Genomic DNA, 25,886 nt, shown 5'->3' with positions numbered 1-25,886 from the left:
TCGCCATAAAAGAAAAAACTCCTGCTAAAAAGCAGGATTTTATCTGAATCATACCCATATAAATTTTGGATATGCTTCCATAATGAATGATTAGGAAATACGGGCTCGCAGTTGATTAATGCTTCTCTGTATCCTTGTCAGCCGGATCTGTCTGTGTACGAGTTGTCACTATAGTTAATACAGGAGAAATCCCGCGTTTTCCCTTTTTCTTTTTACAATGAACCAAATCGGGATACCAATAATTAAGAATGCACATGCAAACGGAAGGAATGCAATAAGAATGAGCACAATGTACTTAGTGAATTTTATAAGTGCTTCCCAGCTGGCTACAATCGTATTCACCACCTGTGTTCCAAATGCATCCTCCAGCGCTTGGCTTGGCTTGGCCTTCAGACGCTGGAACATATCTAATGAAATTGTGGACATCGCAACATTATTATCATAATATCTCATTTTCCCTACAATTTGCTCGATTTCGGTTTGAACATTCCCCAGCTCGGTGGAAAAACGGAGCAAATCATCCGATTTCGTTGCCTTCTCCATGAAGGAGATCAGCCGTGCCTCCACCGTACGCCGTGCCTTGAGCCGCGCCTGCAAGTCAACGTATTCCTCCGTAACATCATTGGCCGAATATTGGCGAGTATAGGCAATGGACTCCCACTTGCCCAGTTCATCAATGAACGATTGGAATCCAAGAGCAGGAACCTTAATCACATAGTTGCCGCCTCGCATACTGTCTGTTTCCTGATCGGAAAATTGCAGCACATAGCCATGAGATTGCTTGATAAACCTATTTAGCTTATCCTTCACTGCTCCATAATCCGCTACCTCCATATGAAGCTGTGCCTCATAAATAAGCTTACGCTCAGGCTGAAACTTTACCTGTGGCCCTCCGCCTCCCTTCATAGGCTGCTCAACCACAGCTGCAGCATCTTTGCTTTCCTGATGCGTCAATGCATCTGCGGAACTATCCCCCTTGGATTCGATCCTTTGACTGTTTGATGCCGAACTGCAACCCCCTAGAAGCAGCATCAGAATCAAAACCCACATTGCAAATTGCCATTCCCAACTTTTTTTGACCATCCATATGTCCCCCTCTATTTATCTCGGCATGGATATTCTGGATGTAATTGCTTCACTTCCCATACTATAACAGCAGACGTATTTCCATTGGAAATGTTGCAAATAAATATACGAATATAACAAAAGCCGCCACTAGCATATTGCTAATGGCGGCTTACGGTTCTATGGGATAGAACTATCATCTCATTAATGCTCTTGCCAGCTTTCCAAGTAAGATCTCTGCTCACTTGTGAGTGTGTCTACTGAAATTCCAAGCGACTCCAGCTTGAAGCGGGCTACTTGCTCATCAAGCTCGTAAGGCACATTGACGACTTTTTTCCCGATGGATTGGTACTGCTCGTTTATATATTTCAAGGACATTGCCTGAAGTGCAAATGTCATATCCATAATTTCAGCCGGATGTCCATCCCCTGCTGCCAAGTTCACGAGCCGTCCCTCAGCAAGCAGGTAAATACTGCGGCCATCCTTAAGTTTATACTCTTCAATGTTCTTGCGAACTGTGCGCACAGATACAGAACGGGCTTCGAGCTCAGGCTTATTTACTTCAACATCAAAGTGTCCTGCATTTGAAAGGATGGCTCCATCCTTCATAACATCATAGTGCTCGCCACGAATGCAATCACGATTGCCCGTTACCGTTACGAAGATATCACCCACACGAGCAGCCTCGCTCATCGGCAGCACGGTAAATCCATCCATGTATGCCTCCACGCCTTTGATCGCATCTACTTCTGTCACCACGACATTCGCACCGAGCCCTTTGGCACGCATGGCAACCCCTTTGCCGCACCATCCGTAACCGACAACAATTACCGTCTTGCCAGCAACGACGAGGTTCGTCGTACGATTAATGCCATCCCACACTGATTGTCCTGTTCCGTATCGGTTGTCGAACAAATATTTGCAATATGCATCATTAACAGCAACCATAGGGAATTGCAGTGTACCGTCCTTTTCCATCGCCTTTAAGCGAAGAATGCCTGTTGTCGTTTCCTCAGCTCCACCTCTCACCTGATCGCGCAAATCAGGGCGTTCAGCGTGCAGAATGGATATCAAATCGCCGCCATCGTCGATAATTAAGTCCGGCTTCGTTTCTAACGTACGTATGAGCAGCTGCTTGTATTCCTCAGGCTCTGGATTGTACTTGGCATACACCGTGATGCCGTCTTCTACAAGCGCAGCGCACACGTCATCTTGCGTTGATAACGGGTTGCTTCCGGTAATCGTCACTTCAGCCCCACCAGCTTGAACAACTTTCGCCAAATAGGCCGTCTTAGCCTCCAAATGAAGCGATATCGCTACTTTCAGCCCCTTAAATGGCTGTTCTGTTTCAAATTGCTCCCTAATGCGATTAAGCACAGGCATATGGGCTTGAACCCATTCAATTTTCAAATGGCCTTCGGGTGCTAATGCAATATCTCGGATGATACTGTTGTTTGCCGCATTTGTACTACTTGTTTGCGTATTACTCATGGACATTTCATCCTCTCTCATTTGGATTAAGAAGCATTTATGATCCAGTTTCAAAAACAGGATACCGGTCACTACCTAACTATACACTTCTTACAACTTATGACAATAGTGCAATGCGATGTTCCCCTCTCCACACGACAGGAGCCTCCATCAGCATCGTAAACCAGTCCTCCCCGTATCGGCAGGCATATCCTAGCATGTTCAGCACACGCTCCTGAGGCTTTTCAAGCGGATGAAGGGAGACATGCAGCCGTTCCCACTGACGCAATCCAGATTCATGCTGCTTCGCCATTGCGTCCTTCGCTCTGTGATGCAGGAAATCAATCTGTTCAAGAACCTTGTTATGATTTGTAGCCCCAAGTTTTCCAAGCGCAGGAAGCGAAGCGACAAGCTCCTGCAGCAGTTCCGTATACCTGCTGTCCACCTCCGAACGCAGCGTCTCAAACCGTTCATCCAGATGAAGCGCATCTTGGGACTGCAGCCATGCAGATCTTTTCTCTTCATAACGATATACAACGTCTTCGACTGTCAGCTCATACTTATCCAACAGCTTATTAAGTGTGCCCTCAATACATGTAAAGCCCATTCGAGGCCATATGATAGGCATACGCATACCCAGCTCCCTAAATGCCTGTTTGATCTGTGCCCAGTAAGCAATTTCTCCTGGTCCAAGCACAGTTGCAAGAACTGGGAATAGATAATCCTGCATAAGCGGTCTAGTCAATACATTATTGCTTAGCGACTGAGGAGAATGTTGTGCAATGTCCAGCAGTTGCTCTTGCGTGAGTGATATGCCTTGGCGATGATTGACGAACTGCCCGTTCTCCTTTTGCAGTAAATGGCGTTCTCCATCTCGAATGACAAATACATTTGCGCTATGTGCAGAACGTACTGCTTGTGGCGTATAGCCGTAAGAAGCGAGCAGCCGCTCACTCGTGTCGTATGCTTCTTCCAATCGGTCATTCTGCTGTATGATTTTCTCAAACATCGGTGCCTCAATTGAACGCAAGCCCTCATCCGCTGAGTCAACGAGCACAAGCCCGTATTTACCAAACAGGCGGCCGATTGTTGCTGCGAAGGAATCAGATAGCGTGGCGCAGGAAGAAATCGATTCACGCAGATGTTCAAGCATTCCTGGTGTAAATTCCGTCTTCGGCAAAACGTGCTCGAGCTCAGCAAGCACCGCCTCCCATGCCGTTGAATCCAGTCTTACATGGCTGACTGGTGCACGTTGTTCATCTGGCTTCTCGATCCGTATGCGCTGAACGGATGGCTCCGCGGTTACCACATAGGTATGATCGACCTCATCAAAATCGTGATCCTCCCCAGCAATCCAAAAGACAGGAACAACTGGTCTCGACAATTTCAACTCTGCTTCCTGAGCCATTCGAATTATGGAGATTGCCTTGTACAGAACGAGAAGCGGTCCAGTGAATAGACCTCCCTGCTGTCCGCCTACGACGACCAGCGCCCGCTCATCCTTCAGCTTCTCTATGGAATTGCGTACTGCTTGACTGTTATTGAATCGCTCATTATACAGAGCAAGTACTTCTGTCAAGCGTGTACGATCAGCTCTTAATTGCTCTGAGCGCTCCACCCACTCTGCTCTCTTTTCCCAATCTAAATCTGGATGGTACTCATAGAACGTCTCAACGATGGATGGATCCCGCTCCATGTACTGTACGGCCAGCGGTTGCTGAACCGGAATTGATAATATTGGCCAATTCAAAGATAGCCGCCTCCCTTTTTGCTTCGTCTCGATTGTACACAATGCGGCTTCTGAACGTCAAAACAAAGATTATGTATTCGTACCCTCGTGCACACCTTTCATTTTATCATAGCAGCACACCTTATGTTTCGCACACGAGTCCTATCAATGATCTAGCTTTATGTATAGCTTATCCTACATGCTTGCGGAATAAATAATGATGCCAAGGAGCAGCAGGAATACATACAGGACGCCTAACAAAAAAATGAAATCCGCCATATGATGCGAAACATCTTTTTCGGTTCCAATTTGCCATATTTCTGCTGCTGCAATCCGCCAATCAATCCTGCAGCGATTAGGAAAAAGAACAGTATCCAGTAAAAGCCTGCTTTCGATACGAACAATGTATTATATAGACCACCCACCGAAGCAATAAGGAACACCGTTGTTACATCCATCGCCAGTTTGAAAGCTCTCTTCTTCGGCCTCAATATCCTTCTACCAATAAGCCAAGTAATGATGAACGGGAAAAAGGGGAGTATAGAAAGCACAACAAATCCGTCATACATCAGCTGAAACATATTCGGGTAGACTCACTCCTCTCACTAAGAGATCCGCGCAGAAAATGTTAGTCACAACTTGCCAAAATAAGACGATACATCATACGATGCAGCGGCACAGCGACCTCATATTGCTCAGCCATACGGATGAGGGCGCCCGTAATGGCTTCTATTTCTGTTTCTCGTCCCGCTTCTACATCCTGAAGCATGGATGACGAATTAGACGATGTCATGCGGCATACTTGGACGACACGATTCCAATCTTTCTCCTCATCGACATCAATATGAGCAGCTCGGTATACGGCGACGGCCTCAAGGAACAGATCTTTCATGAATGACAGCCTATCTTCTTGAGCCAGAAGCTGTCCGTTCTTGATGCGCAGCAATGCCGTTAATGGATTGATAATGACATTGACAAGCAATTTTTGATAAACCATACCTTCGATGTTGTTCGACAAAAACGCCTGAAATCCTGCATTTTCTAGCAATTTCTTTGTTGACAAACATAAAGAAGTTGCTAAATCCGTCTTATTTGGACAAATTGAATAGGCATTCCATATTCCAATCGAAGTCTGACCGCTACCGGTACGAATAACCTTATTGCTGCTTACGCGCTTGGCTGCTTCTGTCGTAACAGCCCATAACAATTGCTCCCGTGGCCAAATGCTGCTCAACACCTCCATGTGACCAACCCCATTTTGATAACAGACCAGGGAAGCCGTCTTTTCTCTTGGGATACGATCTAAATAGCCGAGGAAATCAGAATCAATATGCGTCTGCTTCACAAACAGCCATATGCAGCTTGATTTCATACCTGTCTGTTCAAGTACTTCACCAGCTTCCTCCAATGGATAAGCCCGTACAGGGTGAATATGAGCCACTCTGCCATCCTGCCCCTCAAAATAAATACCTTGATTGCGAATAAGCAATGCTTGTTCCTCCGTGCGTGTCCACAATCGCACCTCTACATTGTTTCCATCTATTGAAGGGGAATTTGATAACAGCATTGCCACATGAAGCAGTCCCAGTGAACCTCCGCCAATAATATCGATAACCATATATAGCACCTTCCTTGTGAACAAGTATCTATCTGTTATATCAAACTGAAATCAAAAAGACAAAAAGCGCAAAGAGTGAGCCATGCTCTCTCTTCACGCTTTTTCCATTCGGCCTGTATTATTCAATTCGCTCCAGATTGCCGTTGGCATCCATCCGAAAGCGAGTCTTCGAGTCGTCCTCATCTTCGCTTAAAATCGCTAATCTGCGAGCACGATCCATAATTTGAATAAGCGCCTTATAATCGTCATTAACCGTGCGGTAATCCGTCTGCACCGCATTCACCTGCTTGGAGAGATACTCGTTTTCTTCCCGCAGACGACGATACTGCTCTTCCTTATCTTGCAACTCTTTCTCCGTATGCTTCAATTGACGTGACAGCTCTTGATAATTGTTACGCCATTGCCGCAAGAAGCGGATAACCATATCCATGGAAAGCGATTCTTCGGTAATGAGCTCTGGCTTAAGGCCAATTTCTTCACCATCAGCTAAAGCAATAGAAGCCACTTGTGCGCCAATTGGCTGCTTTTTCATATAGTTGCGTTTTTGGCGTTGTGCTTTTGCAAGTTGGATAGCAGCTTCATATTTTTTGCGGACACAGCTATTCCAGCGGAACCCGCAGGCAGCAGACGTGCGGCCAATCTTTTCCCCTACTTCCTCAAAGGCAGCTAGCTGGGTGCTACCTTCGCGGATATGTCTTAACGTTACTTCTGCCAAAATCAAATCATCATCCGCTGTCCACGCATCTTGTCTAATTGCAGTCATGCGATACCCTCCTAACGACACTCATTCAATTCGGTTGTATACAGCACCCACGCCATCCGCATGTAAGCAGGCGACGAAGGATGATCAGTCGGTAATCAACCGCTTATTCCATCTCTATGCCCATGGTAGAGTTCATAGAATCTATCGGATACTAAAATGTATATCCATTTTTTCTATGAATCATACGTTTACCTGTCCATGCACTAGATCACAATTAGGCTAAGATTCTGAAAAAGTTCGCTAATCCATCAAGATTGGCAGTTTACACCAGAAGAGTGGAACGCTATAATGTCAATAGTAAATGTTGGGCCGATCGTAACGAGAGGGGGATGAATCGTGGCACGGATGTATCGCGTACTCGGCTTCTGGACATTGGTAATCGGTCTGATGGCGTTCGCAGGAGACATGATTGAAATGGCATTGCTGTTCTTCATGCAGACCGCTTTCTTTGTGTTGCTGGGTTACTTGAAATTGTCCGAACGTACATATACAATGCTGTTTTGGGCATACATGGTCGTATGCTTCAGCGGCTTTTCGTATTGGAGCGTCTTCATTATGAAAAACCCATACTAACAGCACCATTGACATCGTTGCGGACGGCTAATGAGATGACAGAATAGAACGATACAGCAAGAAGCGTCAGGAGATCCCATATCTCCTGACGCTTCTTCATGTTTTGACTCCTTGTGATTCCTTAATGGATTATTATTTTGATTCGGATCCACAGGACAACAAGAGCACATGGAATCGTTCGCTCATCTGATCGCTGAGCAGCAATTGTCGAATAGCGCGATTGCGGCGTGCTTCCGCACTGAATGGATCCGGGTTGGTGTGCTGCTGCAGTTCATTCAACAAGCCTTGTTCCAACAAAAATGACTTCTGTGTCATATAGCCGAGTATCGATGCATTGACTTGCTTGGCAACACGCTGGCAAATATCAAAATCAACCATCGATGTAATATCCTGCTCTCCGATGTGAATCCAAGGATTGTCATGAGCCTGGTGACGGTGGTAGCACATCAGCGTTCCCTCCATCCGATGTGCTGCAGTCAACTCATTCGTTCCATCCCCATAGTCAATAAATACGAATTCCGCTTCCTCCACCTGACTCAGAATAGAGGTCATCCAAGCAGACATTGCAATCCCCGCATCGAATATTTGCCGATCCACAAGTTGAATATGATGCTGCTCAAGCCATAAAAGGGTCTCTTCCGTCGCAGGCAGCCAAAGCGGCATGAATTGCTGCTTCTCCGCATCCCACACTACATAGCACTGCTCATATATACCATCATGATGCCGAATACGCTCGACCGGAAACGCATCGAGCAATTCATTTGCGATGACGAATAGACGCCGCTGAGGTGACTCTTGTTCGAATCCCTGCTCATCCCACCATGTAATCGGAATTCGCTCTCCTCCGAGCATTTCCGCCGCCAGGCGTTGATGATGCGGACTCCTCTCTACGATAACATGCTCATAACCTTCAAAGCGATCATGCTTAAAGCGCTGACTCATTTGCAGTGCAAGACGCCCCGTACCTGCCCCCCATTCCACCAGCGTTATGGAATCAGATCTCCAACCACGCTCCTTCGAACGCCGCTTAACATACACAGCAAGCATTTCCGCCATGATCGAGCCGATATTCGAGCTTGTATAGAAATCACCCTCGCGTCCAATCTTCGTTCGTTCGGACATATAATAACCTTCCGTTGAATGGTATAGACAGGTACCCATAAACTGCGAGAATGGAATGCAGTTGCTATCGGATTGTTCAATTTGGTTAATTAAGTATTGAATGAGGATGGGATTCGGCTGATAATGAGACATACAGTCCTTCCTTTCTATTTATGCAGGTTCAATAGAAACATTAAAAACATTTTGGATAAGCTTTTATAGTTATCCTTCAACTACACAACACTCGTTCAGGTCATGTCCAACCCGATCCGAACATACGATAATGTTGTGCAACTCAATGAAGGAGGTCGCCTCATGACTATAACGAAACGCGCATGGCGCTCGCTCATTGGGGTTATGATATCGATGCAGCTCATCGCGATCGTTCCGTGTGCGACAGATGCAGAGCCAGCTTCACCAGTACAATGGAGCATTCAGCCAACAGCAGAAGAACTGCAACTGCTTCAACAGAGCCTATCCGTCACCGAACTGGACAAGGACATCGATCGCATAACCATCCAGGAAGCAGCAACAGCCAAAGAGCGCACGCGCACAGAGGACGAGCTTCAAGCCCGCGAAACCACCTTGGAACAGAAGCGCGAACAAGCTGGACGTGTATTTCGCGCTTACTATATTGGCGAACGCGACATGATGCTGCAAGCCGTTCTCTCAGCTAACCGGCTTCAAGATATGTTTCGGTTATTCGAATACTTTCAGCTGCTCTTCCAATCTGATCAGGACATCATAAATGCTTACAAAGAACAAATACAAGGCTTACGCCAGACACGTGACAAGCATCTACGGCTGGAGCGTGAGCTCTCAACCGTTCGCGCACAGCTCATCGAGCAGCGCGATCGGCTCAAAAAGCTGCAGCAAAAGCTGGATTCTGACATTGCAGCCAGCAGTAACCCGAAAGCAATGAATGCACTTATTCAAGAATTTACAGCCTATTGGCAGAACGTCGGCCTTTATGAGGTTCGCCATTATTTTCAGGCACTGGCAAGCGCGATGAATAAGCTGCCCGATTTTGTCAAAAACAGCGGGGGCCTAACCATTGAAGGTACTAATTATACGATCACGATCAAGGAAGAACAACTCAATCAGTTCCTCAGAGAGCAAGATCCGATGTTCGAAACCTTTGCATTCCATTTCAAGAAGGGCATTATCGCCGCTGAAGGCACACGTTCTGGCATGACCGTTCGTATTGAAGGCCATTATACAATTGAATCAGAACCGGAAAATCGTATATTGTTCCATGTAGATCACATGCAGTTCAATGGACTTGAGCTGCCTGACACCACTCGTAAAGAACTAGAACAAAAATTCGATCTAGGCTTCTATCCAAAGCAACTCGTATCCTTCATTGAAGCAAAGGAAGTAACAATCGATGACAAAAGCCTTACCGTCAAGCTGTCGCTCAGCTGGTAAGGCTAATTCTCCTGCACTACTTGTCGATCAGCAGAGATCACATCTACAGTACGCTCATTTGCTTAAGTCTATCTGCTGATCGAAGCAGGATTATTCCATCCCTGCTGCAGCTGCTCATTAGTGGCTGCTCCCATCAGCCAAAGCTCCGCCGTTCCAATCCAGCCTCGAATCGGATCTATAGCATTGAACAGCGCTGCCGCATAATTGGCTTGAGGTAAGAACATGTCAGGGAGCCAGCGCCGAATATCTCCCCGGCGATCTATGTATGCTTGTTCATGAACTGGCAATACAGACAAGGTGTCATACCATTCCCGCTGAACAGCAAGACTTGTCATATATGCTATCCACTGCCTTGCCTCCGCTTCATGCTGCGAACTAGATGCAATGATATAGCTTCTGCTCGCCACCCATTGACCAACGGGTAGGTGAACGTCTCCTGGCGCTTCAATTGCTAACGGCTCACTGACCTCTGCCACCGCTTCAGAATAAGGTACGATTGCAAAGGCTACTTTCCCTGAACGCAATAAGTTCCACGTTTCTGACTTGTTGGCTTTCGCTTCCCACGGAACAAAATGAGAGCGATACGATTCCAGCTCTATCAACTGTTGATTCCACTTCAGTCCAGTAGATGCCCCATTATCGCCATCAACTCCCTTAGCATACCAATCGGAGCGCATTAATGGAGTCTGATTCACTTCGGGCCATATTAAGCCCAGTCGTCGGATTAGCGATAAGAATGCCTCCCTATCCCCACTATGCCACGCGAACCAAGCTTGAGGCATTTCTAACCTAGCTGCCGCCCTATCCGTCTCAGAAACCTCTTGCCGCTGGCTCGGAATAGAATCTTGAAGAGAGGTTGGATCGAGCATCTTTTTCCACCCCTCCCAACTTTCAGGCAAGGAGCCATTCATCCTCCCAGCCATTAACGCTTTGTTCCATACCAGCACATAAGGTTCAATTTGGGCAGGTACTCCCCACGTATACCCATTCCATTTTAACTGATTCATCAGCCAAGCTAGAGACGTGAAACCGGCATTTGATGATTGATCAATCGGCTGCAGCCAGCCCTTCTTGGCAAAGCTCAATACGGAAGCACTATCTGTCAGCATAATGTCCGCACTGTCTTCCTGTTTTAGCTGGCTAAACCATTCAGCACCCGTTAATGGATTTTCTGCATTAACAAGCTCCACATAAATGCCGTTATTGTCAATGAAGGACTGGTTGAGCTGCCGGAGCTGAATAAATGATATCGAAGGAAGGTTCACCAATACCTTTAACTGCTTCCAAGTTGACGGGTTCTTCTTCGCCTTAGGAGGGCGATTGGCCACTTCATTCGTCGAAGGCTGCGACGGTTCAAATATTTGATCACTTATATGAAATTGGGACAACAAGAGTAACGAAACGAAAATCATAATTACTGCAACTAGCAGCTTTTTCAAATTCGGCACTCATTCTCCTCCCCACTAACATAATTTTTCTTTTCCAACACCCCTATTGTAGCACCGAACATACGAGCTGTCCGTAACAGAATGCATGATTAGGCGAAAAAATAAGCCTCCGGATACTACCCAGAGGCTTTACTGCTTACAGAAGATCTGCGGCAAGCTGTGCAAGGCGGGATCGTTCTCCCTTTTCCAATGTGACATGGCCGCTAACACTTTCCGTTTTAAATCGTTCTACCAAATAGGTTAAGCCATTGCTTGCCGAATCTAAGTACGGATGGTCGATCTGTGCCGGATCCCCCATCAGTACAATTTTACTTCCCTCACCAACCCGGGATACAATCGTTTTCACCTCATGTTTGGACAAATTTTGGGCTTCATCAATAATAATGAACTGCCCAGGGATAGAGCGTCCACGAATATAGGTGAGTGCTTCAACCTGAATATTGCCCATGCCGAGCAATATTTTCTCAATATCTCCTGCCTTCTTTGTGTCGAACAAAAATTCCAAGTTATCATAAATCGGCTGCATCCAAGGACGAAGCTTCTCTTCCTTCTCCCCGGGCAAGTAACCAATGTCTTTCCCCATTGGCACTACTGGTCTTGCAATAAGAAGCTTTTTGTATTTGCGTTCATCCTCCACCTTCATGAGACCGGCAGCAAGAGCAAGCAGCGTCTTGCCTGTACCCGCCTTCCCGGCCATGGTCACAAGGGGAATGTCATCATTCAGCAACAGCTCCAGGGCCATGCGCTGCTGCGCATTACGAGCCGTTATCCCCCATACAGGGTCATTACTGAGAAAGAGCGGTTCAAGCTTCTTAGCATCTGTGCTTACCTTGAGCAAAGCCGATTTGCTCGTACCCATATTATCTTTTAAGATGACGAATTCATGCGGATGGAAGGACATGTTGACATTCAAGCTGCGGAGCGGGAGATGGCGGAAAGAATAAAATTCATCGATGACACCGGGATGAACAAATAAAGTTACACAACCGTTGTAGAGTTCATCTCCTGATTGTACGGTGCGGTCTGACATATAGTCTTCGGTATGAAGTCCCAACACATCTGCCTTGATCCGAACAAGCACGTCCTTGCTTACCAAAATAACTATTGATGGGTTAGTGTGCTGCTCCTGCTCTAAATGATAATTCAACGCTACTGCCAAAATCCGATTGTCATTGGATACTTCCCCAAACATCTCCTGTACTTTCACAAAGCTGCGATGATTCAACTCTACCTTCAAAGTTCCACCGTTGTGCAGTTTGACCCCCGAATGAAGATGTCCAACATCACGAAGCCCGTCTAACAGTCGAGAAACGGTGCGGGCATTGCGCCCGATTTCATCTGCATTGCGCTTCTTCGAGTCAATCTCTTCCAATACAACTGCCGGGATAATCACTTCATTGTTGCCAAATGCAAATAATGCGTTCGGATCATGCAGCAGCACATTTGTATCCAGTACGAAAATTTTACCCATAGGATCTCCCTTTCGTTCGCATGCCTGTACCAGCAACACCGGCGAGCAGCAGCGCTCGGCGTTACATAAAAAATGCAGGCACCGCTCACACTATAGTCAGTACACATGCCGCACTACTTATTTGACCAACGAACAAAGAAAGGAACGATGAATTCATGCGTTTGTTGCTAATTGCCATGCTTGTCATCGGTCTCATCTCCGGATGCGGCAACGCGAATAAGCACGCTGCAGCTAATAACCCTTCCAATCAGGTGAAAGCGAAATCGACTCCTAACGGAAAGCCGGCCATTCATGATCGAGCAGCCGTTCGTGAACACTTGACTTCACTTGCAAAGAAGGTACCAGGCGTTCGCGGCGTTAACTGCGTTGTATTCGGCAATACTGCAATTGTAGGTATTGATGTAGATGCGAACTTGGAGCGTTCTCGGGTCGGAACCGTCAAGTATTCCGTTGCAGAAGTTCTTAGCAAAGATAAATATGGCGCTCATGCACTCGTGACCGCAGATGTCGACCTGAATCAACGCCTTCATGAAATGGCGGCTGATATTCAGCAAGGCCACCCTATTTCAGGCTTTACTGAAGAGCTTGCTGACATTATGGGCCGCATTGTGCCGCAAACGCCAAGCGATGTTCGGCACATCGAACCGTCCCGCAATACGGATCAGCCAAAAATGAAAAAGCACATGTAATCAATGAAGTGCGATACCGGACAAGCATATTGACGCACGAAAAGCCTAGTGGGATTCCACTAGGCTTTTCGTATGAAGACATCGTCGTATACATGATCCAGCGTAATAGCTGCGAATGGGCATTTGGCCGTGCCGATGCCTGCTTGATTGGATAAAACCCTTGAACCAAATTATGTTGCAATGGGGGATACCCTTCATCAACGCTTCGGACATCGTACAGACCTCCTCCACACCATAATTGCAGCTACACTCTATTATATTAAAAGACGCTTCAAAAATTGCATACCCTTATCCACTTAGGAGCCGGGTTTGGTTGTATTCGTAAGCTGTGAATCCGCTCCGGCTTCTCCAGACAAGGTTGACTTCAATGGTTTGCCGGCAAGCACATCCTTAATTGCTTGCTTGCCCTCTTCCAACTTCACCGTGTCCGGATAGATGTACGGACTAATCCAATTTCCATCTACAGAAATATAATGGATGTTATCCCGGTCTATTCCCAAATACGTAGAAATCGAGCTGCGAATTTGGCTAGGTGTCATATCAATTTTAAAGTTATCGGCCATCGCATCAATAACGCCCGTTACCTTCGTCAAGCCGCCAAGCGACTGCAAATTGCCGACGATTTCCTTCAGTACTGCATTTTGTCGCACGTTGCGATCCGCATCTGTAGTACCCTTCGTCATCGGACGACAATTCGATTTGCGGTAGCGAACAAAATCCAGCGCATTTTTGCCGTTAAGCGTTTGTTGGCCTGTCTTCAGGTTGATATGCGTTCCATCCGCATTATCGTTATAGCACATGTTCTGATCTACATTCACGTTGACGCCGCCGACTGCATCGACGACATCCGAGAAGCCTTGGAAGTTGATTACCGCGGCATAGTCAATCGGAACGCCCATATACTTGCCAAGCATGAGCTTCATTTCATCTTCTGGCGTTGGGCTATCCAGCTTGCCTTGTTCCTTCAATGTGAAGAACTTCGGATAATAGTGATTCAATTTGTCCGGATGATACCCTGGGAGTTCAAAATACGTATCGCGCGGCAAAGAAACAAGCACCGCTTCCTGTGTATCCGGATGCATTGCGCCAACCATGACAACATCAGTACGGCGTCCAGGAAGCTCTGGTCGATAGTCGATGCCGAGCAAGATGAAGGAAAAGGGCTCCTTGTTCGGCGAAAGAGTATCTTGCACCGTAGTGCTGCCGCCGCCCTGATTACCAGCAGTAGAAATATCGTTCAACTTGTTGTTCGCATACCAAGCAAAATATCCGACAATGAATATAACGACAACAGCTGCGATAAGCGCGGTGATAAGGGTCACCTTCAACCATTTTGGCATTCCTCGCTTGTTCGAGGACGTCTTCCTTTCGGGCGACTTCCTCTCAGGCGACTTCCGCCGTTTCTGCTTCGTTCTAGGTGGCAATGGTGTCGATGAATTCATATCTTACCTCACTTACTCATTATATTTCGGATTCGCTTCGATGTCCTGCCACAATCGTTCTGCTTCTTCGCGGTCGAATAATTCCGTACTCATTTCTTCTTCCCGCCAATACGTAATGACATATCGCTCATCCGATCCATCCAAGCAAGCCTTGAAGGAAGTCAACTGATGATCTTCCTTCAAGATTGTTTCAAAAAATTGTACCGTCTCCTTCGCTGCCCCATCATCCGGGCGCTGCTCAGACACAATGTGAATTTGCAGCCAATTGAATAATGCAACTTGCAGCTTCATCATCCGGCCTTCTCTCCCCTTTGCGTGTCGGTGATGGTCTTACGATGACGCACAATACATTAATTCTTTGAATCTGTCGCCTTTTTGCGGCGAGCTTCCATAAAGTAGCGAATTCGCACCATGAACATCAATGCAACCGCAACAAACAAGCATTGAATGATAGGCAGCTTGTCTATTTGGAAAATGAGAAGAATGAATGCACCCAGTCCCATCAGCAAATAGATAAGAACCTCCTTCAAGATCGGAAGCTTTTGAACACGAAATACTTTATTGAACACATACACGATTAACAGATAAATAAGCGCATAACTTACAAAGGGATGGGTAGCCAACCATTCCTGCATCGTAAACGCTCACTCCTTTGCCAAAGTTGTCCAAATCCCATTATACATGGGATTCGGATACTTTGCGCGTCTTTTCTGCGCGTTCACGTTCGCTTTTGTTCAGTATTTTTTGCGCAGCCGTACTGAAGACGGTGTAATTTCGCAATACTCATCATCATTCAAATACTCTAAAGCTTGTTCCAAAGAGAATAGAACCGGCGTTTTCATCTTGACAGTATCGTCCTTCGTTGCGGAGCGAACGTTCGTCAACGCCTTCTCTTTACAAATATTTACGACGATATCGTTGTCGCGGTTATGCTCACCGACGATCATACCTTCGTAAATTTCCGTACCTGGGTTTACGAACAACGTACCGCGATCTTCAACGGACATAATGCCGTACAGTGTAGAGGATCCTGTTTCTGTCGATACGAGAACGCCTTGGTGGCGTCCGCCAACTTGGCCGCCAACATATGGGCCATAGCTGTCAAACGCGTGGTTCATGATGCCGTATCCGCGTGTAAGAGTCAAGAAGTACGTGCTGTATCCGATAAGTCCACGGGCAGGGATTAAGAACTCCAAACGCACTTGGCCATTGCCATGGTTAATCATGTTGACCATTTCTGCTTTTCTCGTTCCCAAGCTTTCCATTACCGGACCTGTAGCTTCTTCTGGAATGTCGATCAAGAGACGCTCAATCGGCTCCATTTTCTTGCCGTCTATGACTTTGATGATAACCTCAGGCTTCGATACTTGCAGCTCGTATCCTTCCCGACGCATGTTCTCGATCAGGATACTAAGGTGCAATTCACCACGACCCGATACGATAAATGCATCCGGGCTGTCTGTTTCTTCAACACGAAGACTGACGTCTGTCTCCAGCTCCTTCATCAAGCGCTCGCGCAGCTTACGTGATGTAACCCATTTACCTTCACGTCCTGCAAATGGGCTGTTGTTCACGAGGAATGTCATTTGCAGAGTAGGCTCGTCAATATGAAGAACCGGAAGTGCTTCTGGATTCGCCGGATCTGCAATCGTCTCACCAATGTTAATATCTTTAATGCCGGCAATGGCAATGATATCGCCCGCTCCAGCTTCTTCTTGCTCAACACGCTTCAAGCCTTGGAAACCGAATAGTTTCTCGATGCGAGCCTGCTTCGTCTTCCCTTCACGGTTAATAACCGCTACAGATTGACCTTGACGGATCGTACCACGGTTCACACGGCCAATCGCAATACGTCCCATGTACTCGTTGTAATCGAGCAAAGTAACGAGGAATTGCAATGGCTCTTCTGGATTTTCAGTTGGTGCAGGGATGTGAGAGATGATCGTCTCATACAACGCCTGCATGTTCTCTTCCTGCTTCGCAGGATCGGATTCCAAGCTCGAAGTACCGTTCAATGCTGAAGCATATACAACTGGGAAATCCAATTGATCGTCGTTCGCATCCAACTCAATGAACAGCTCAAGCACTTCGTCGATAACTTCTTCCGGACGAGCATTCGGACGGTCGATTTTGTTTACAACAACAATTGGCGTCAATTGACTCTCAAGCGCTTTGCGAAGCACGAACTTCGTTTGCGGCATGCAGCCTTCAAAAGCATCCACGACGAGCAATACGCCGTCAACCATTTTCATGATGCGTTCTACCTCACCGCCGAAGTCAGCGTGGCCTGGTGTATCTACAATGTTAATCAAATTATCTTTGTACGTAATGGCTGTATTTTTAGCCAGGATCGTAATTCCGCGTTCACGCTCCAAGTCATTGGAGTCCATTGCGCGTTCTTGAACAACTTCATGCTCACGGAATGTACCGGATTGTTGAAGCAGTTTGTCAACCAAAGTTGTTTTCCCGTGGTCAACGTGTGCGATAATTGCGATATTGCGAAGTAAGCTTCTGTCTTGCATCGTTAAATCTTTCCTTTCTGGGTGTGGAATAATACCAAAAATCCAAATCAAGCTAACCACGAATAAAGCCGCCATAAAGGGCGGCATTTATTCCTACGATAGGTCATTCTAAGCATTTGCGCTTGCTCAGAACTTTACGCTTACATGTTCGCCTGTTGTGCTGCAATTAACGGAATCGATTCCGTATTCCGCCAAAAGCGAGTCCTGCTCCGACAAGTATAAGTGCAACGGCGATCATATACGTACCGATTGCGAATACGAGCATCAGGATTAACATGGCTGCACCAACTCCACTGAACAGCAGTGCGCCTTGCCATGCTCCTCTCGGATGATAGGGATCGTATTTATAGTAGCCGTACAGCCCCACACCGATGCCAATCAGCAGCATCGGCCACAAATACCCGAACAGTCTCCAATGGATCCAGGAGCTCAGCATGAACAGGATGCCGTAAGTTGTCAGCATACCTGCTGGAACCATCATTACAGGCGGCAGGATTGCCATTCGTGCAAACACATAAAAGGCAATACCGACAAGGAACATGAGGAGCGGCCACATCGTACCGCCGATGAAAGCAAACACTCCCATTTTCCCCAGCAAAATGAATAAGCCTGCGGCCAATATAGCAATGCCAATCACTTGTTGGTTTCTAGGCATAGGTCAACCTCCATGTCCAGATTTCTGATTCGGACACGATATGACGCAATTCGCGTCGTTTTTACTTTTTCTAGTGTATATGAAAGTTCGTAAAATTACTACCTGCTCCTTGAAAAAAACACAATAGCGATAAATTCCCTTACCAAAGACTCCTGAGACTTCCATCTTCTTGACTAATTATAGAAAAAACCTGCCGGCATAAGATTCATCGGCAGGTGTCGTATCTAATCCTACGATACATGGAAAAGACTGAAATTAATAACGGATTTGACGTCGAAATGCAAATCCGAGCACCATCACAAGTGCAAGCACAATCCATGGCAACCCAAAATGAAGCTTATTCCACATTGCAGGCAGCCACAGCGCCAAGCGTTCATCCGAGGCGATCATTTCACCTGCTGTATATCCAAGAATGCCAGCGCCCGCATACAAAAGCAGAGGCAATTTCTGAAGCCACGTACTAATGAAACCGCTGCCCCATACAATAATCGGGATGCTCAGTGCAATGCCGATTGCGACAAATGCCATATTGCCCTTAGCTACCGCTGCAATTGCAAGCACATTATCGAGACTCATGACTACATCAGCTAACAGAATAATTCGCACTGCAGCCCATAAGGAATGTGCTTCGCTCTGCCTTGGATCTATATGCTCTTGCTCAGCAAGAAGCTGGACAGCAATGACGAAGAGCATGACTCCCCCTGCTGCCTTCAATAACGGAATATTCATTAACCATAATGCCGCCACTGTCAGCAATACCCGAAGAATGACCGCTCCTGCTGCGCCCCACCATATGGCTTGCTGCTGTTCATGCTTAGGCAAGCGTCTGCTTGTCATCGCAATGACAACCGCATTGTCTCCACTCAGCACCAAGTTAATCAACATAATCTCGGCTAACAACCAGAACGATTCCACAGCCCGTCCCTCCCCTGTAGTTAGGTCTATGACAGAGGAGGCCAAGCTATTCCGTTAATTGAAAGCCTGGTGCTGGACAATTCAAATCAACGATTAGAACCAATCGCCTGTAGCAGGTGCTGCCTGCTCACCAGATTCATTTGCCTTCTTCACAACCGAAGCAGGCTCATTCGAGCTTACTGCCTTGTCTTTGTCCTTGCCTGACAATACGATTGCATCGTCCGGGGTTCCCCCTGCCTTCAGCAAGATCGCTTCTGTGCCTTCTACAGCGGCTTTAATCAGATCATCCAGCTCTGGAATAGAGCGTTCCGCATGCTCAACAATATTCAAATTCGGATTGGTAGCCGGAGATTTCGGCACGAATAGCGTGCAGCAATCTTCATAGGGAAGAATGGACAACTCATAAGTCCCGATATATTCCGCTTCGCGGATAATTTTATCTTTATCAACCGTAACCAATGGGCGAAGCAATGGCAAATCAGTTGCGCGTCCAATGACATTCATGCTTCCGAGCGTCTGGCTTGCTACTTGACCCAAGCTATCCCCAGTTACAATCGCCAATGCATTGCGCTGCTCTGCAATTTGTGTGGCAATTCGCAGCATCGCACGGCGCATTAGCGTAATGAGCAGATTATCGTGTCCGCTCTGATGCAGCCGGGTTTGGATATCTGTAAATGGAACCATGTGCACCCGCATCCGTCCTGCATAATTGGCCAACACCTGCGCAAGATCAAGCACCTTCCGCTGTGCGCGCTCACTCGTGAACGGATAGCTGTGGAAATGTATTGCATCCAGTTGCAGACCTTTGCGCAAAGCTTCATAACCAGCAACCGGGCTGTCAATGCCTCCAGATAGAAGCAGAACCCCGCGGCCATTCGAAGCAAGCGGGAATCCTCCTGCACCTTGAACGACCTCACTATATACATAGGTCCACTCTTCTCTCACTTCAACGCGCAGGTCAATGGCCGGCTTGCGCACATCTACCTTCAGCTGTTCAAATTCTCGCAGCACAGGAGCACTTACCAGGTGATTCATTTCCTGGCTGCCGTGCGGGAACCCTTTCCATGCTCGCTTCGCAGACACCTTAAATGTCGTCCCCTCAGCCGGATCCATTTCCCGCATTAATTGAACCGCCGTTTCAATGATAGGCTCCAGCTCAGAAAGAGTACGCTTAACCGGACTAATAGATACGATTCCGAATACGTGCTTGAGAACCTGAATAACTTCATTCAAGGGCTCTCCATTCAACTCTACGTATAATCTGCCATATTCTTTAATTACTTTTGCCTTTGGAAAAGGACTAAGCACCGCATTCACGTGCTGGTAGGCTGCCTTTTCGAATTTACTGCGGTTCTTGCCTTTAATTGTGATTTCTCCGTAGCGGAGAAGAATCATATCGTAATCCATAATAGTTTCGATCCTGCCTTTCGCTTGCTTGTAATCCATTTATCTATTATCGCTGCACAAGAGGCTGCAATTGTTCCGTCATTTCCTTAAAGCTTTTCACCAAGCGATCAATTTCCATCTCTGTATTGCTCGCATCAAGACTGATGCGAATACCGCTTGAGGCACGCTTTGAGTCATGCGTCATCGCGAGAAGAACACGGCTCGGTTTGTGCAGCTTCGATGAGCATGCCGATTGGGTAGATACAATAATTCCTTTTTGTTCGAGTGCATGCACCACGACTTCTGATTTCATACCTGGGAAAGATATATTAATGATATGAGGCGCGCTGTATGGGTCAGCAGGACTGTTTACAACCAGCGGCTTCAACTGAGACAAATGCTCAAGTGCAGATTGGCGCAGGCGCGTCAGCTTATTATATCGCTCAGCTTGCCCCTCAACTGCAAGCCTAACCGCCTTGGCAAGACCAACAATAGCAGGTACATTTTCTGTTCCCGGACGAAGCTCTCCCTCTTGAGCGCCACCATACATAAGGGGCTGCAACATAATATGCTTACGTTTAACAAGCACGCCAGCTCCCCGCGGCCCTTGAATTTTGTGACCAGACAGACTATACAAGTCTACACCCCATTCAGCAAGTCGGACCGGAACCTTTCCTAAGCCCTGCACCCCGTCCACATGAAAGGTTACCTTGGGATAGCGGCGAAGAATTTGCCCAATTTCACCGACAGGCTGAATTGCCCCCATTTCATTGTTGACGTGCATAATGCTAACCAATACCGTATGAGGCCGGATGGCTGCTTCGACATCTTCAGGACGGACTCGGCCATTTGTATCCACAGGAAGATATGTTACCTCAACCCCCTCCTGTTCCAATTGTTGAACACATTTATATACCGAAGCATGCTCAATTTCAGATACGATTATATGGACAGGCTTGCCCGCAGCTTGGTGAGTCTTCGCAATCCCGAATATGGCGAGATTGTTGCTTTCTGTTGCTCCTGAAGTGAACAGAATCTCTTCGGGCTCTACCTGCAAGGCACGTGCTACAACCTCTCGCGCACGACGCAACAGCTGTTCAGCCTGTCCCCCAGCACCATGGATGGATGAAGGGTTGGCATACACTTGCTCCATGACCTCCGCAACCGTCCGGATCACATCCGGATGGGGAAGAGTAGATGCACAGTGATCGAAATACAACTGAGTTGTGCTCATCACATTCCCTCCTCGTGACAACAAAAAAGATCAAAATTGGAACAGGACGCAACCAACCCCGCTTCCCTTCCGCTGTTGATCTCAATTACGAAATAAGATGTTACTTATTTTACACGTTTCGTCATAAAAGCACCATCCCTTTTCCCTTGATCACTCTGACCAGCAAGGATTTGGTTCGTGCTTCATATAGAAAAAGCCTGATCCGGGACAAATGACCGGTTCAAGCTTGATGATAACACTATGATGACATCGCTATAAATTGGACTAAGATAGCCAATAATCCAGCAACTGCCGCAAATATTCCAGATGAACGGCTTCCCTGCAAATAGGCTAGCACGCCTAGAGCAGCACCTCCAACCCCCATAGGGAGCGGAAACAAAAAGAAGGCGCAAATGGAGAAGATTACGGCCAGCATGCCAATTCCCGACCAATGGTCGATCTTAGAATGCTGGGTCGCGAAGCGAAGGGTATCCGAGAAGGTAGCCGCTTCCTCCCCAAACTCAACATCTTGCTGCTGTTGCTGCTGCTTTTCTGCATTGCTCACGGCATGTTTCCTAACCCGATGCCGCTTCAAACGGCGTGATTGACGCGCTTTGTTAGTTGACATCACACCACACTCCTAGCTCCCTGTACGAGATCATTTCGGCTCGAACGTCTGGCAGCATGTGGAAGAAGACTTAGCTGCTTTATCCTTATGATCTTCAATGAACGTTTCGTCAGCAAATTCTGAATTCGCCTTCACATTGGCATGAGCATCAATGTCAATCATAATCTCCGAAGCTTGACAGCGGAAATCCCCCCAAAATTTACAGTTGGATACACTGCAGCGAACTACCGGCTTTTCACTCATTTCCATCACCTCCGTTTAACAGGATGCCCTGTTGATGATGTCATATCCTGCCCTACTCCTGCCATGTTCTAACGAAAAAGGACGCTCCGTGGCATTTACGGAACGTCCTCTTTTTTCTTATTTGGGATAAAATGCAACAAGCGAGATCAGCGGAATTACTTCGTTCCTTGCATGCGGCGCTGGGTTAAATAATCGCTTTCATAATAAGTTAGCTCATCGCGAAGCTCTTCAAAGATCTTAACGATGGACAGGACGATATCTCGTGCTGCTCTAACTGGCTTTTTCCGGAAGCGGATCGCATCCTGACCAGTGTACGCATAGCGTCCATCCTCGGAATAGCACTCATTCTTCGGGTAAAAGAAGGCATTCACGCAGTGATGGTACACTTCGTACAAGCAGCGCTCCGAAAATGCAGTATCGAAGGTTGCTCTTCTTAATGCAACGCCTAGTCTTTCATAGCTCTCCTCCGCAAATACAAGCAAATGTCTCATATCCGTCAGGAATCCTTTATAGAAGCTAACCGTCTCCTCATCTTCATTCCCTTGAACAAGCGCAGTTAGCGAATACTCATTTAAAAATGCTTCAAGCTTATCGATAGCTTCCTTCAAATTGTCCTTAGAAACCTCACATAGATGCTTTACATTGGATGCTGGCATGAAAGCTCCCCCTTACCCCATTTGTCCATTCGACATTTCAAAATATCTTGCATCCGATTTGGAATCATTTTCATTTCCCCTCCATCCTACCACAATCCGATCATGATGGGTATCATTTTCCGCCTCGCTCCGAATAAATTCGTACCCTGATTCTCAACCTATAACCAAGTCTGTTCACGTCACGATATCTCCAGCTTGCTGGGTCACGATATCACGAGGAAGGACGCGGAGATAGGAACGCTTAGAGGAGGAAAGTTGGAATGCAGCGACGATATGTAGTTGGAATAGTTGCTCTTTGTGCAGCCGTACTTGTAATTCCATTATTGTGGGCGCCTGATCGTCATCCCGAGCCGAAAGGAATGACAACTGCCGCGCACGAGGAGAGCATAAAAAACAAATTCTGCATCAGGATGTTACCCGTACAAGCCGCATGTTCGCCATTGATTCCAGACGCGATCTGGAAGATGCCCTTGCTAATTGGAGAAATGGGACTTCAGCTCAAAAACAAGAAACCGTTCAGCAATTTATGAAATCCCATCCCCATTTTGTGTATATGAAGTGGGTAGAGGGAGGTACGACTGCCTGGGAAAAGGGAAGCCTTCCAAAGGATGAGCGTTGGGAAGCGAATAAGCAGTTGTCCAGCTATGTTCGAACCGCCACAATGAACGTGATGAAGCAACAATCCTATACTTCTCCTGAAGTGCTTGTCAAAGGGAAAAGCCATATGGTCATCGGCATCGCATCTCCACAGTCACAGCACGGGATTGTAGCGATTGTGAACCAAGATGTCATTCAGACAGTGCGCAAGCATCAGCAAAAAAATCTACGGCTTGTCCCTTACCCGCCAGAATCCAAATATCGCGTAAAGTCTGTGGATTCAAATTCGATGTCAGACGTTAAGGTCAAAGACGGAGAAGATAATGCCGGCACAAGCCATTATTATGAAAACGAGATCGTCGTACGCTTTCGTTCCGACCCGGATCCCATTCAACTGCAGCGAATGATGCGGGATACGGGCTGCGCGCATCCGCGCAAGCTTGGATATACGTATGTTTTCCGTTCTCACAAGATGAGCGTGGAACAGTTAAGCTCCTATTTCAAGCAATTTAACCCGATATACAGCGAACCGCATTTCCTTTATATGACAAACGAAAAACCAGTACCCGTTCCAGCAGTGCCTTCTACTCAGGCTCGACCTAAAGCTTTAAACGACACAACACAAGGGGATGCTGGCGAGGAGCCGAATGACGCCCTGTATAAGGCCTATCAATGGAACTTGCCGAATATCCATACGAACCGGGGATGGATGACGAGCAAGGGGGCAAAAGATGTTATTGTTGCAGTTGTCGATACTGGCGTTGATGCCGGTCATCGTGATTTACAAGGCAAACTGCTGAATGGCTACAACGTCTTTGATAAAAATCAGCCTCCAAAAGATGAGGTAGGTCATGGCACACATGTTGCTGGCATAATCGGCGCTCAGGTCAATAATGGCGAGGGCATTGCCGGCATGACTTGGTACAATCCGATCTTGCCGGTCAAAGCGCTGGATAATAATGGATCAGGTACATCCTATTCCGTTGCTGAGGGCATTATTTGGGCAACCGATAACGGGGCTAAGGTTATCAATTTAAGTTTGGGCAACTATGTCGACGGCGCATTTTTGCATGATGCTGTCAAATATGCCTTTGACCGCGATGTCGTGCTTATTGCTGCTACCGGCAATGATAATACGCGACGCCCTGGATACCCTGCCGCTTATCCAGAAGTATTTGCTGTGTCAGCGACAGATGCAAATCAGAAGCGTGCCTCCTTCTCCAACTACGGCAATTATGTCGATGTTGTAGCACCAGGGGAGTCCATAGCGAGCACTTATCCGAACAATCAGTATGCGGCATTGTCTGGTACTTCAATGGCTTGTCCACATGTATCTGCACTTGCTGCACTTATTCGCTCTGTCAACCCTTCGCTCAAAAATACGGAAGTGTATGATATTATGCGGCAAAGCGTCATTGATTTAGGAACACCTGGCAAAGATATCTATTATGGCTATGGCGAGATTGATGTCGCTCAGGCACTTTCCCTTGCAGAACAAGGTACTACATCTTTGTCGCTGCTCCCGCAAAATATTGCTCGCGAGATCAAGCGTACAATTGCTCAATATGTACAGCATCCTTCTCCACCATCCTCCATGCTGCCTGCTTCTCAGCGGTAATCTATTGATGATATGCAGGCTGCCAATGCTTGAAGCCAACAAAATTGTATGCATGGCGACAAGAGACAATCAAAAACCCCCGCAGGGTATTCCTGCGGGGGTTACTTTATCCTTGTATAGAAGCTGTGCGTTAACATAAATACAAGCTATAGTTTGATACTCGAAACTTCATCCTATCCAGATCAAGTTATCGAACAAGAAAAAATGTTGCAGCTCCGGAAAGTTTGCCGTAAGCCGGGTTCTGTACTGATCGTGGTATTACGGGAGCTACCCTTCCACTACGAAGTGACAATCATCTATCTAGACCGTACATTGCTGCACGGTTCAAGCGACCAACCCAGACGCACCTCGGGCTAAGGCTGCCCTTGCGGGCATGCATCTCATTAGGTCTTGCTCCAGATGGGGTTTACCAGGAACGAAGTCACCAACGCTCCTCGTGGTCTCTTACACCACGGTTCCACCCTTGCCTGTGCTGCCGAAGCAGCCATCGGCGGTCCATTTCTGTGGCACTATCCTTCAGCTCGCGCTGACTGGACATTATCCAGCACCCTGCCCTATGGAGCCCGGACTTTCCTCTCGTGACCAAGTCACCAGCGATTGTCTGTCAAACTTTCCGTCAACATTCGTTAGTATACTAGTTTCACACAAGAAACTCA

24 protein-coding genes, 1 other RNA gene and 1 pseudogene are annotated in these 25,886 nt (G+C 47.0%); 4 read left to right on the top strand and 22 right to left on the bottom strand.

All coding sequences use genetic code 11. The features are described 5' to 3' along the window. Positions 1-174: 174 nt before the first annotated feature. From PAV_RS16095 to PAV_RS16070, 6 genes are all read right to left on the bottom strand, one after another. On the bottom strand, positions 175-1,083 hold the full coding sequence (locus tag PAV_RS16095) for a DUF4349 domain-containing protein (protein WP_005548045.1): 909 nt from the start codon (positions 1,081-1,083) through the stop codon (positions 175-177). Between the two features lie 186 nt (positions 1,084-1,269). Beyond that, positions 1,270-2,562, bottom strand: a complete 1,293-nt coding sequence (locus PAV_RS16090; protein WP_005548044.1) for an adenosylhomocysteinase — start codon at positions 2,560-2,562, stop codon at positions 1,270-1,272. 91 nt (positions 2,563-2,653) lie between these two features. Beyond that, positions 2,654-4,285 (bottom strand): bacillithiol biosynthesis cysteine-adding enzyme BshC, encoded by a 1,632-nt coding sequence (gene bshC / locus PAV_RS16085; protein WP_005548043.1) that lies wholly within the window; start codon positions 4,283-4,285, stop codon positions 2,654-2,656. Between the two features lie 233 nt (positions 4,286-4,518). Next, positions 4,519-4,845, bottom strand: a complete 327-nt coding sequence (locus PAV_RS16080; protein ID WP_005548042.1) for a DUF3397 domain-containing protein — start codon at positions 4,843-4,845, stop codon at positions 4,519-4,521. A gap of 47 nt (positions 4,846-4,892) precedes the next feature. After that, positions 4,893-5,882 (bottom strand): ketopantoate reductase family protein, encoded by a 990-nt coding sequence (locus tag PAV_RS16075; RefSeq protein ID WP_005548041.1) that lies wholly within the window; start codon positions 5,880-5,882, stop codon positions 4,893-4,895. A gap of 118 nt (positions 5,883-6,000) precedes the next feature. After that, entirely contained in the window at positions 6,001-6,645 is a 645-nt protein-coding gene (locus PAV_RS16070) for an RsfA family transcriptional regulator (RefSeq protein WP_005548040.1), read from the bottom strand. Positions 6,646-6,981: 336 nt separating this feature from the next. On the opposite strand from PAV_RS16070, the gene PAV_RS16065 reads away from it, so the two are divergent. Continuing rightward, positions 6,982-7,218, top strand: coding sequence for a DUF2626 domain-containing protein (locus tag PAV_RS16065; protein WP_005548039.1), 237 nt, complete (start codon positions 6,982-6,984; stop codon positions 7,216-7,218). 132 nt (positions 7,219-7,350) lie between these two features. On the opposite strand, the gene PAV_RS16060 is transcribed toward PAV_RS16065, so the two are convergent. Beyond that, the gene (locus PAV_RS16060; protein ID WP_005548037.1) at positions 7,351-8,472 is read right to left on the bottom strand and encodes a class I SAM-dependent methyltransferase; all 1,122 of its coding nucleotides are present in this window, start codon (positions 8,470-8,472) and stop codon (positions 7,351-7,353) included. Between the two features lie 162 nt (positions 8,473-8,634). Between PAV_RS16060 and PAV_RS16055 the strand changes: the two genes are divergently transcribed. Continuing rightward, positions 8,635-9,747 (top strand): hypothetical protein, encoded by a 1,113-nt coding sequence (locus tag PAV_RS16055; protein ID WP_005548036.1) that lies wholly within the window; start codon positions 8,635-8,637, stop codon positions 9,745-9,747. A gap of 68 nt (positions 9,748-9,815) precedes the next feature. On the opposite strand, the gene PAV_RS16050 is transcribed toward PAV_RS16055, so the two are convergent. Beyond that, a complete protein-coding gene (locus tag PAV_RS16050) occupies positions 9,816-11,195 on the bottom strand; it encodes an extracellular solute-binding protein (RefSeq protein WP_005548035.1) in 1,380 nt (459 codons plus the stop codon). A gap of 136 nt (positions 11,196-11,331) precedes the next feature. Beyond that, positions 11,332-12,666 carry a PhoH family protein gene (locus tag PAV_RS16045; protein ID WP_005548034.1) on the bottom strand — a complete coding sequence of 445 codons (1,335 nt, stop codon included), beginning with the start codon at positions 12,664-12,666 and terminating at the stop codon, positions 11,332-11,334. A 155-nt stretch (positions 12,667-12,821) separates the two neighbouring features. Between PAV_RS16045 and PAV_RS16040 the strand changes: the two genes are divergently transcribed. Then, a complete protein-coding gene (locus tag PAV_RS16040; protein WP_005548033.1) occupies positions 12,822-13,355 on the top strand; it encodes a YhcN/YlaJ family sporulation lipoprotein in 534 nt (177 codons plus the stop codon). 296 nt (positions 13,356-13,651) lie between these two features. Here the strand turns inward: PAV_RS16040 and PAV_RS16035 are convergent, their stop codons facing one another. From PAV_RS16035 to PAV_RS35315, 12 genes and pseudogenes are all read right to left on the bottom strand, one after another. Further along, positions 13,652-14,797 (bottom strand): LCP family protein, encoded by a 1,146-nt coding sequence (locus PAV_RS16035; RefSeq protein WP_005548031.1) that lies wholly within the window; start codon positions 14,795-14,797, stop codon positions 13,652-13,654. Positions 14,798-14,809: 12 nt separating this feature from the next. Continuing rightward, a complete protein-coding gene (locus PAV_RS16030) occupies positions 14,810-15,088 on the bottom strand; it encodes a hypothetical protein (RefSeq protein WP_005548030.1) in 279 nt (92 codons plus the stop codon). A 59-nt stretch (positions 15,089-15,147) separates the two neighbouring features. Then, positions 15,148-15,432, bottom strand: a complete 285-nt coding sequence (locus PAV_RS16025) for a YlaH-like family protein (protein ID WP_005548028.1) — start codon at positions 15,430-15,432, stop codon at positions 15,148-15,150. 40 nt (positions 15,433-15,472) lie between these two features. Continuing rightward, a pseudogene (gene typA, locus PAV_RS16020) lies at positions 15,473-17,319 on the bottom strand (translational GTPase TypA). Between the two features lie 166 nt (positions 17,320-17,485). Further along, positions 17,486-17,974, bottom strand: a complete 489-nt coding sequence (locus tag PAV_RS16015; RefSeq protein WP_005548024.1) for a hypothetical protein — start codon at positions 17,972-17,974, stop codon at positions 17,486-17,488. A gap of 255 nt (positions 17,975-18,229) precedes the next feature. After that, entirely contained in the window at positions 18,230-18,889 is a 660-nt protein-coding gene (locus tag PAV_RS16010; RefSeq protein WP_005548023.1) for a TerC family protein, read from the bottom strand. 93 nt (positions 18,890-18,982) lie between these two features. Then, positions 18,983-20,296: a tRNA uracil 4-sulfurtransferase ThiI gene (gene thiI, locus PAV_RS16005; protein ID WP_005548021.1), complete on the bottom strand. Its 1,314-nt coding sequence runs from the start codon at positions 20,294-20,296 to the stop codon at positions 18,983-18,985. Positions 20,297-20,342: 46 nt separating this feature from the next. Then, positions 20,343-21,509, bottom strand: a complete 1,167-nt coding sequence (locus PAV_RS16000) for a cysteine desulfurase family protein (RefSeq protein WP_005548019.1) — start codon at positions 21,507-21,509, stop codon at positions 20,343-20,345. 238 nt (positions 21,510-21,747) lie between these two features. Beyond that, positions 21,748-22,116 carry a hypothetical protein gene (locus PAV_RS32445; RefSeq protein ID WP_005548018.1) on the bottom strand — a complete coding sequence of 123 codons (369 nt, stop codon included), beginning with the start codon at positions 22,114-22,116 and terminating at the stop codon, positions 21,748-21,750. Between the two features lie 30 nt (positions 22,117-22,146). Continuing rightward, entirely contained in the window at positions 22,147-22,359 is a 213-nt protein-coding gene (locus tag PAV_RS15990; protein WP_005548016.1) for a DUF1540 domain-containing protein, read from the bottom strand. Positions 22,360-22,514: 155 nt separating this feature from the next. Beyond that, positions 22,515-23,015 (bottom strand): YpuI family protein, encoded by a 501-nt coding sequence (locus PAV_RS15985; RefSeq protein ID WP_005548015.1) that lies wholly within the window; start codon positions 23,013-23,015, stop codon positions 22,515-22,517. A gap of 174 nt (positions 23,016-23,189) precedes the next feature. After that, a complete protein-coding gene (locus PAV_RS35315) occupies positions 23,190-23,336 on the bottom strand; it encodes a hypothetical protein (protein ID WP_167549032.1) in 147 nt (48 codons plus the stop codon). A gap of 205 nt (positions 23,337-23,541) precedes the next feature. Between PAV_RS35315 and PAV_RS15980 the strand changes: the two genes are divergently transcribed. Beyond that, positions 23,542-25,230: a S8 family peptidase gene (locus tag PAV_RS15980; RefSeq protein WP_005548011.1), complete on the top strand. Its 1,689-nt coding sequence runs from the start codon at positions 23,542-23,544 to the stop codon at positions 25,228-25,230. Between the two features lie 215 nt (positions 25,231-25,445). On the opposite strand, the gene rnpB is transcribed toward PAV_RS15980, so the two are convergent. Continuing rightward, an RNA gene (gene rnpB, locus PAV_RS32455) (RNase P RNA component class A) lies at positions 25,446-25,843 on the bottom strand. Positions 25,844-25,886: the final 43 nt, after the last annotated feature.

It is taken from the genome of Paenibacillus alvei DSM 29 (assembly GCF_000293805.1).
GTDB classification, from domain to species: domain Bacteria; phylum Bacillota; class Bacilli; order Paenibacillales; family Paenibacillaceae; genus Paenibacillus_B; species Paenibacillus_B alvei.
The sequence above is the reverse complement of the archived record's forward strand: the minus strand, read 5'-3'. Positions and strand labels throughout refer to the sequence as shown.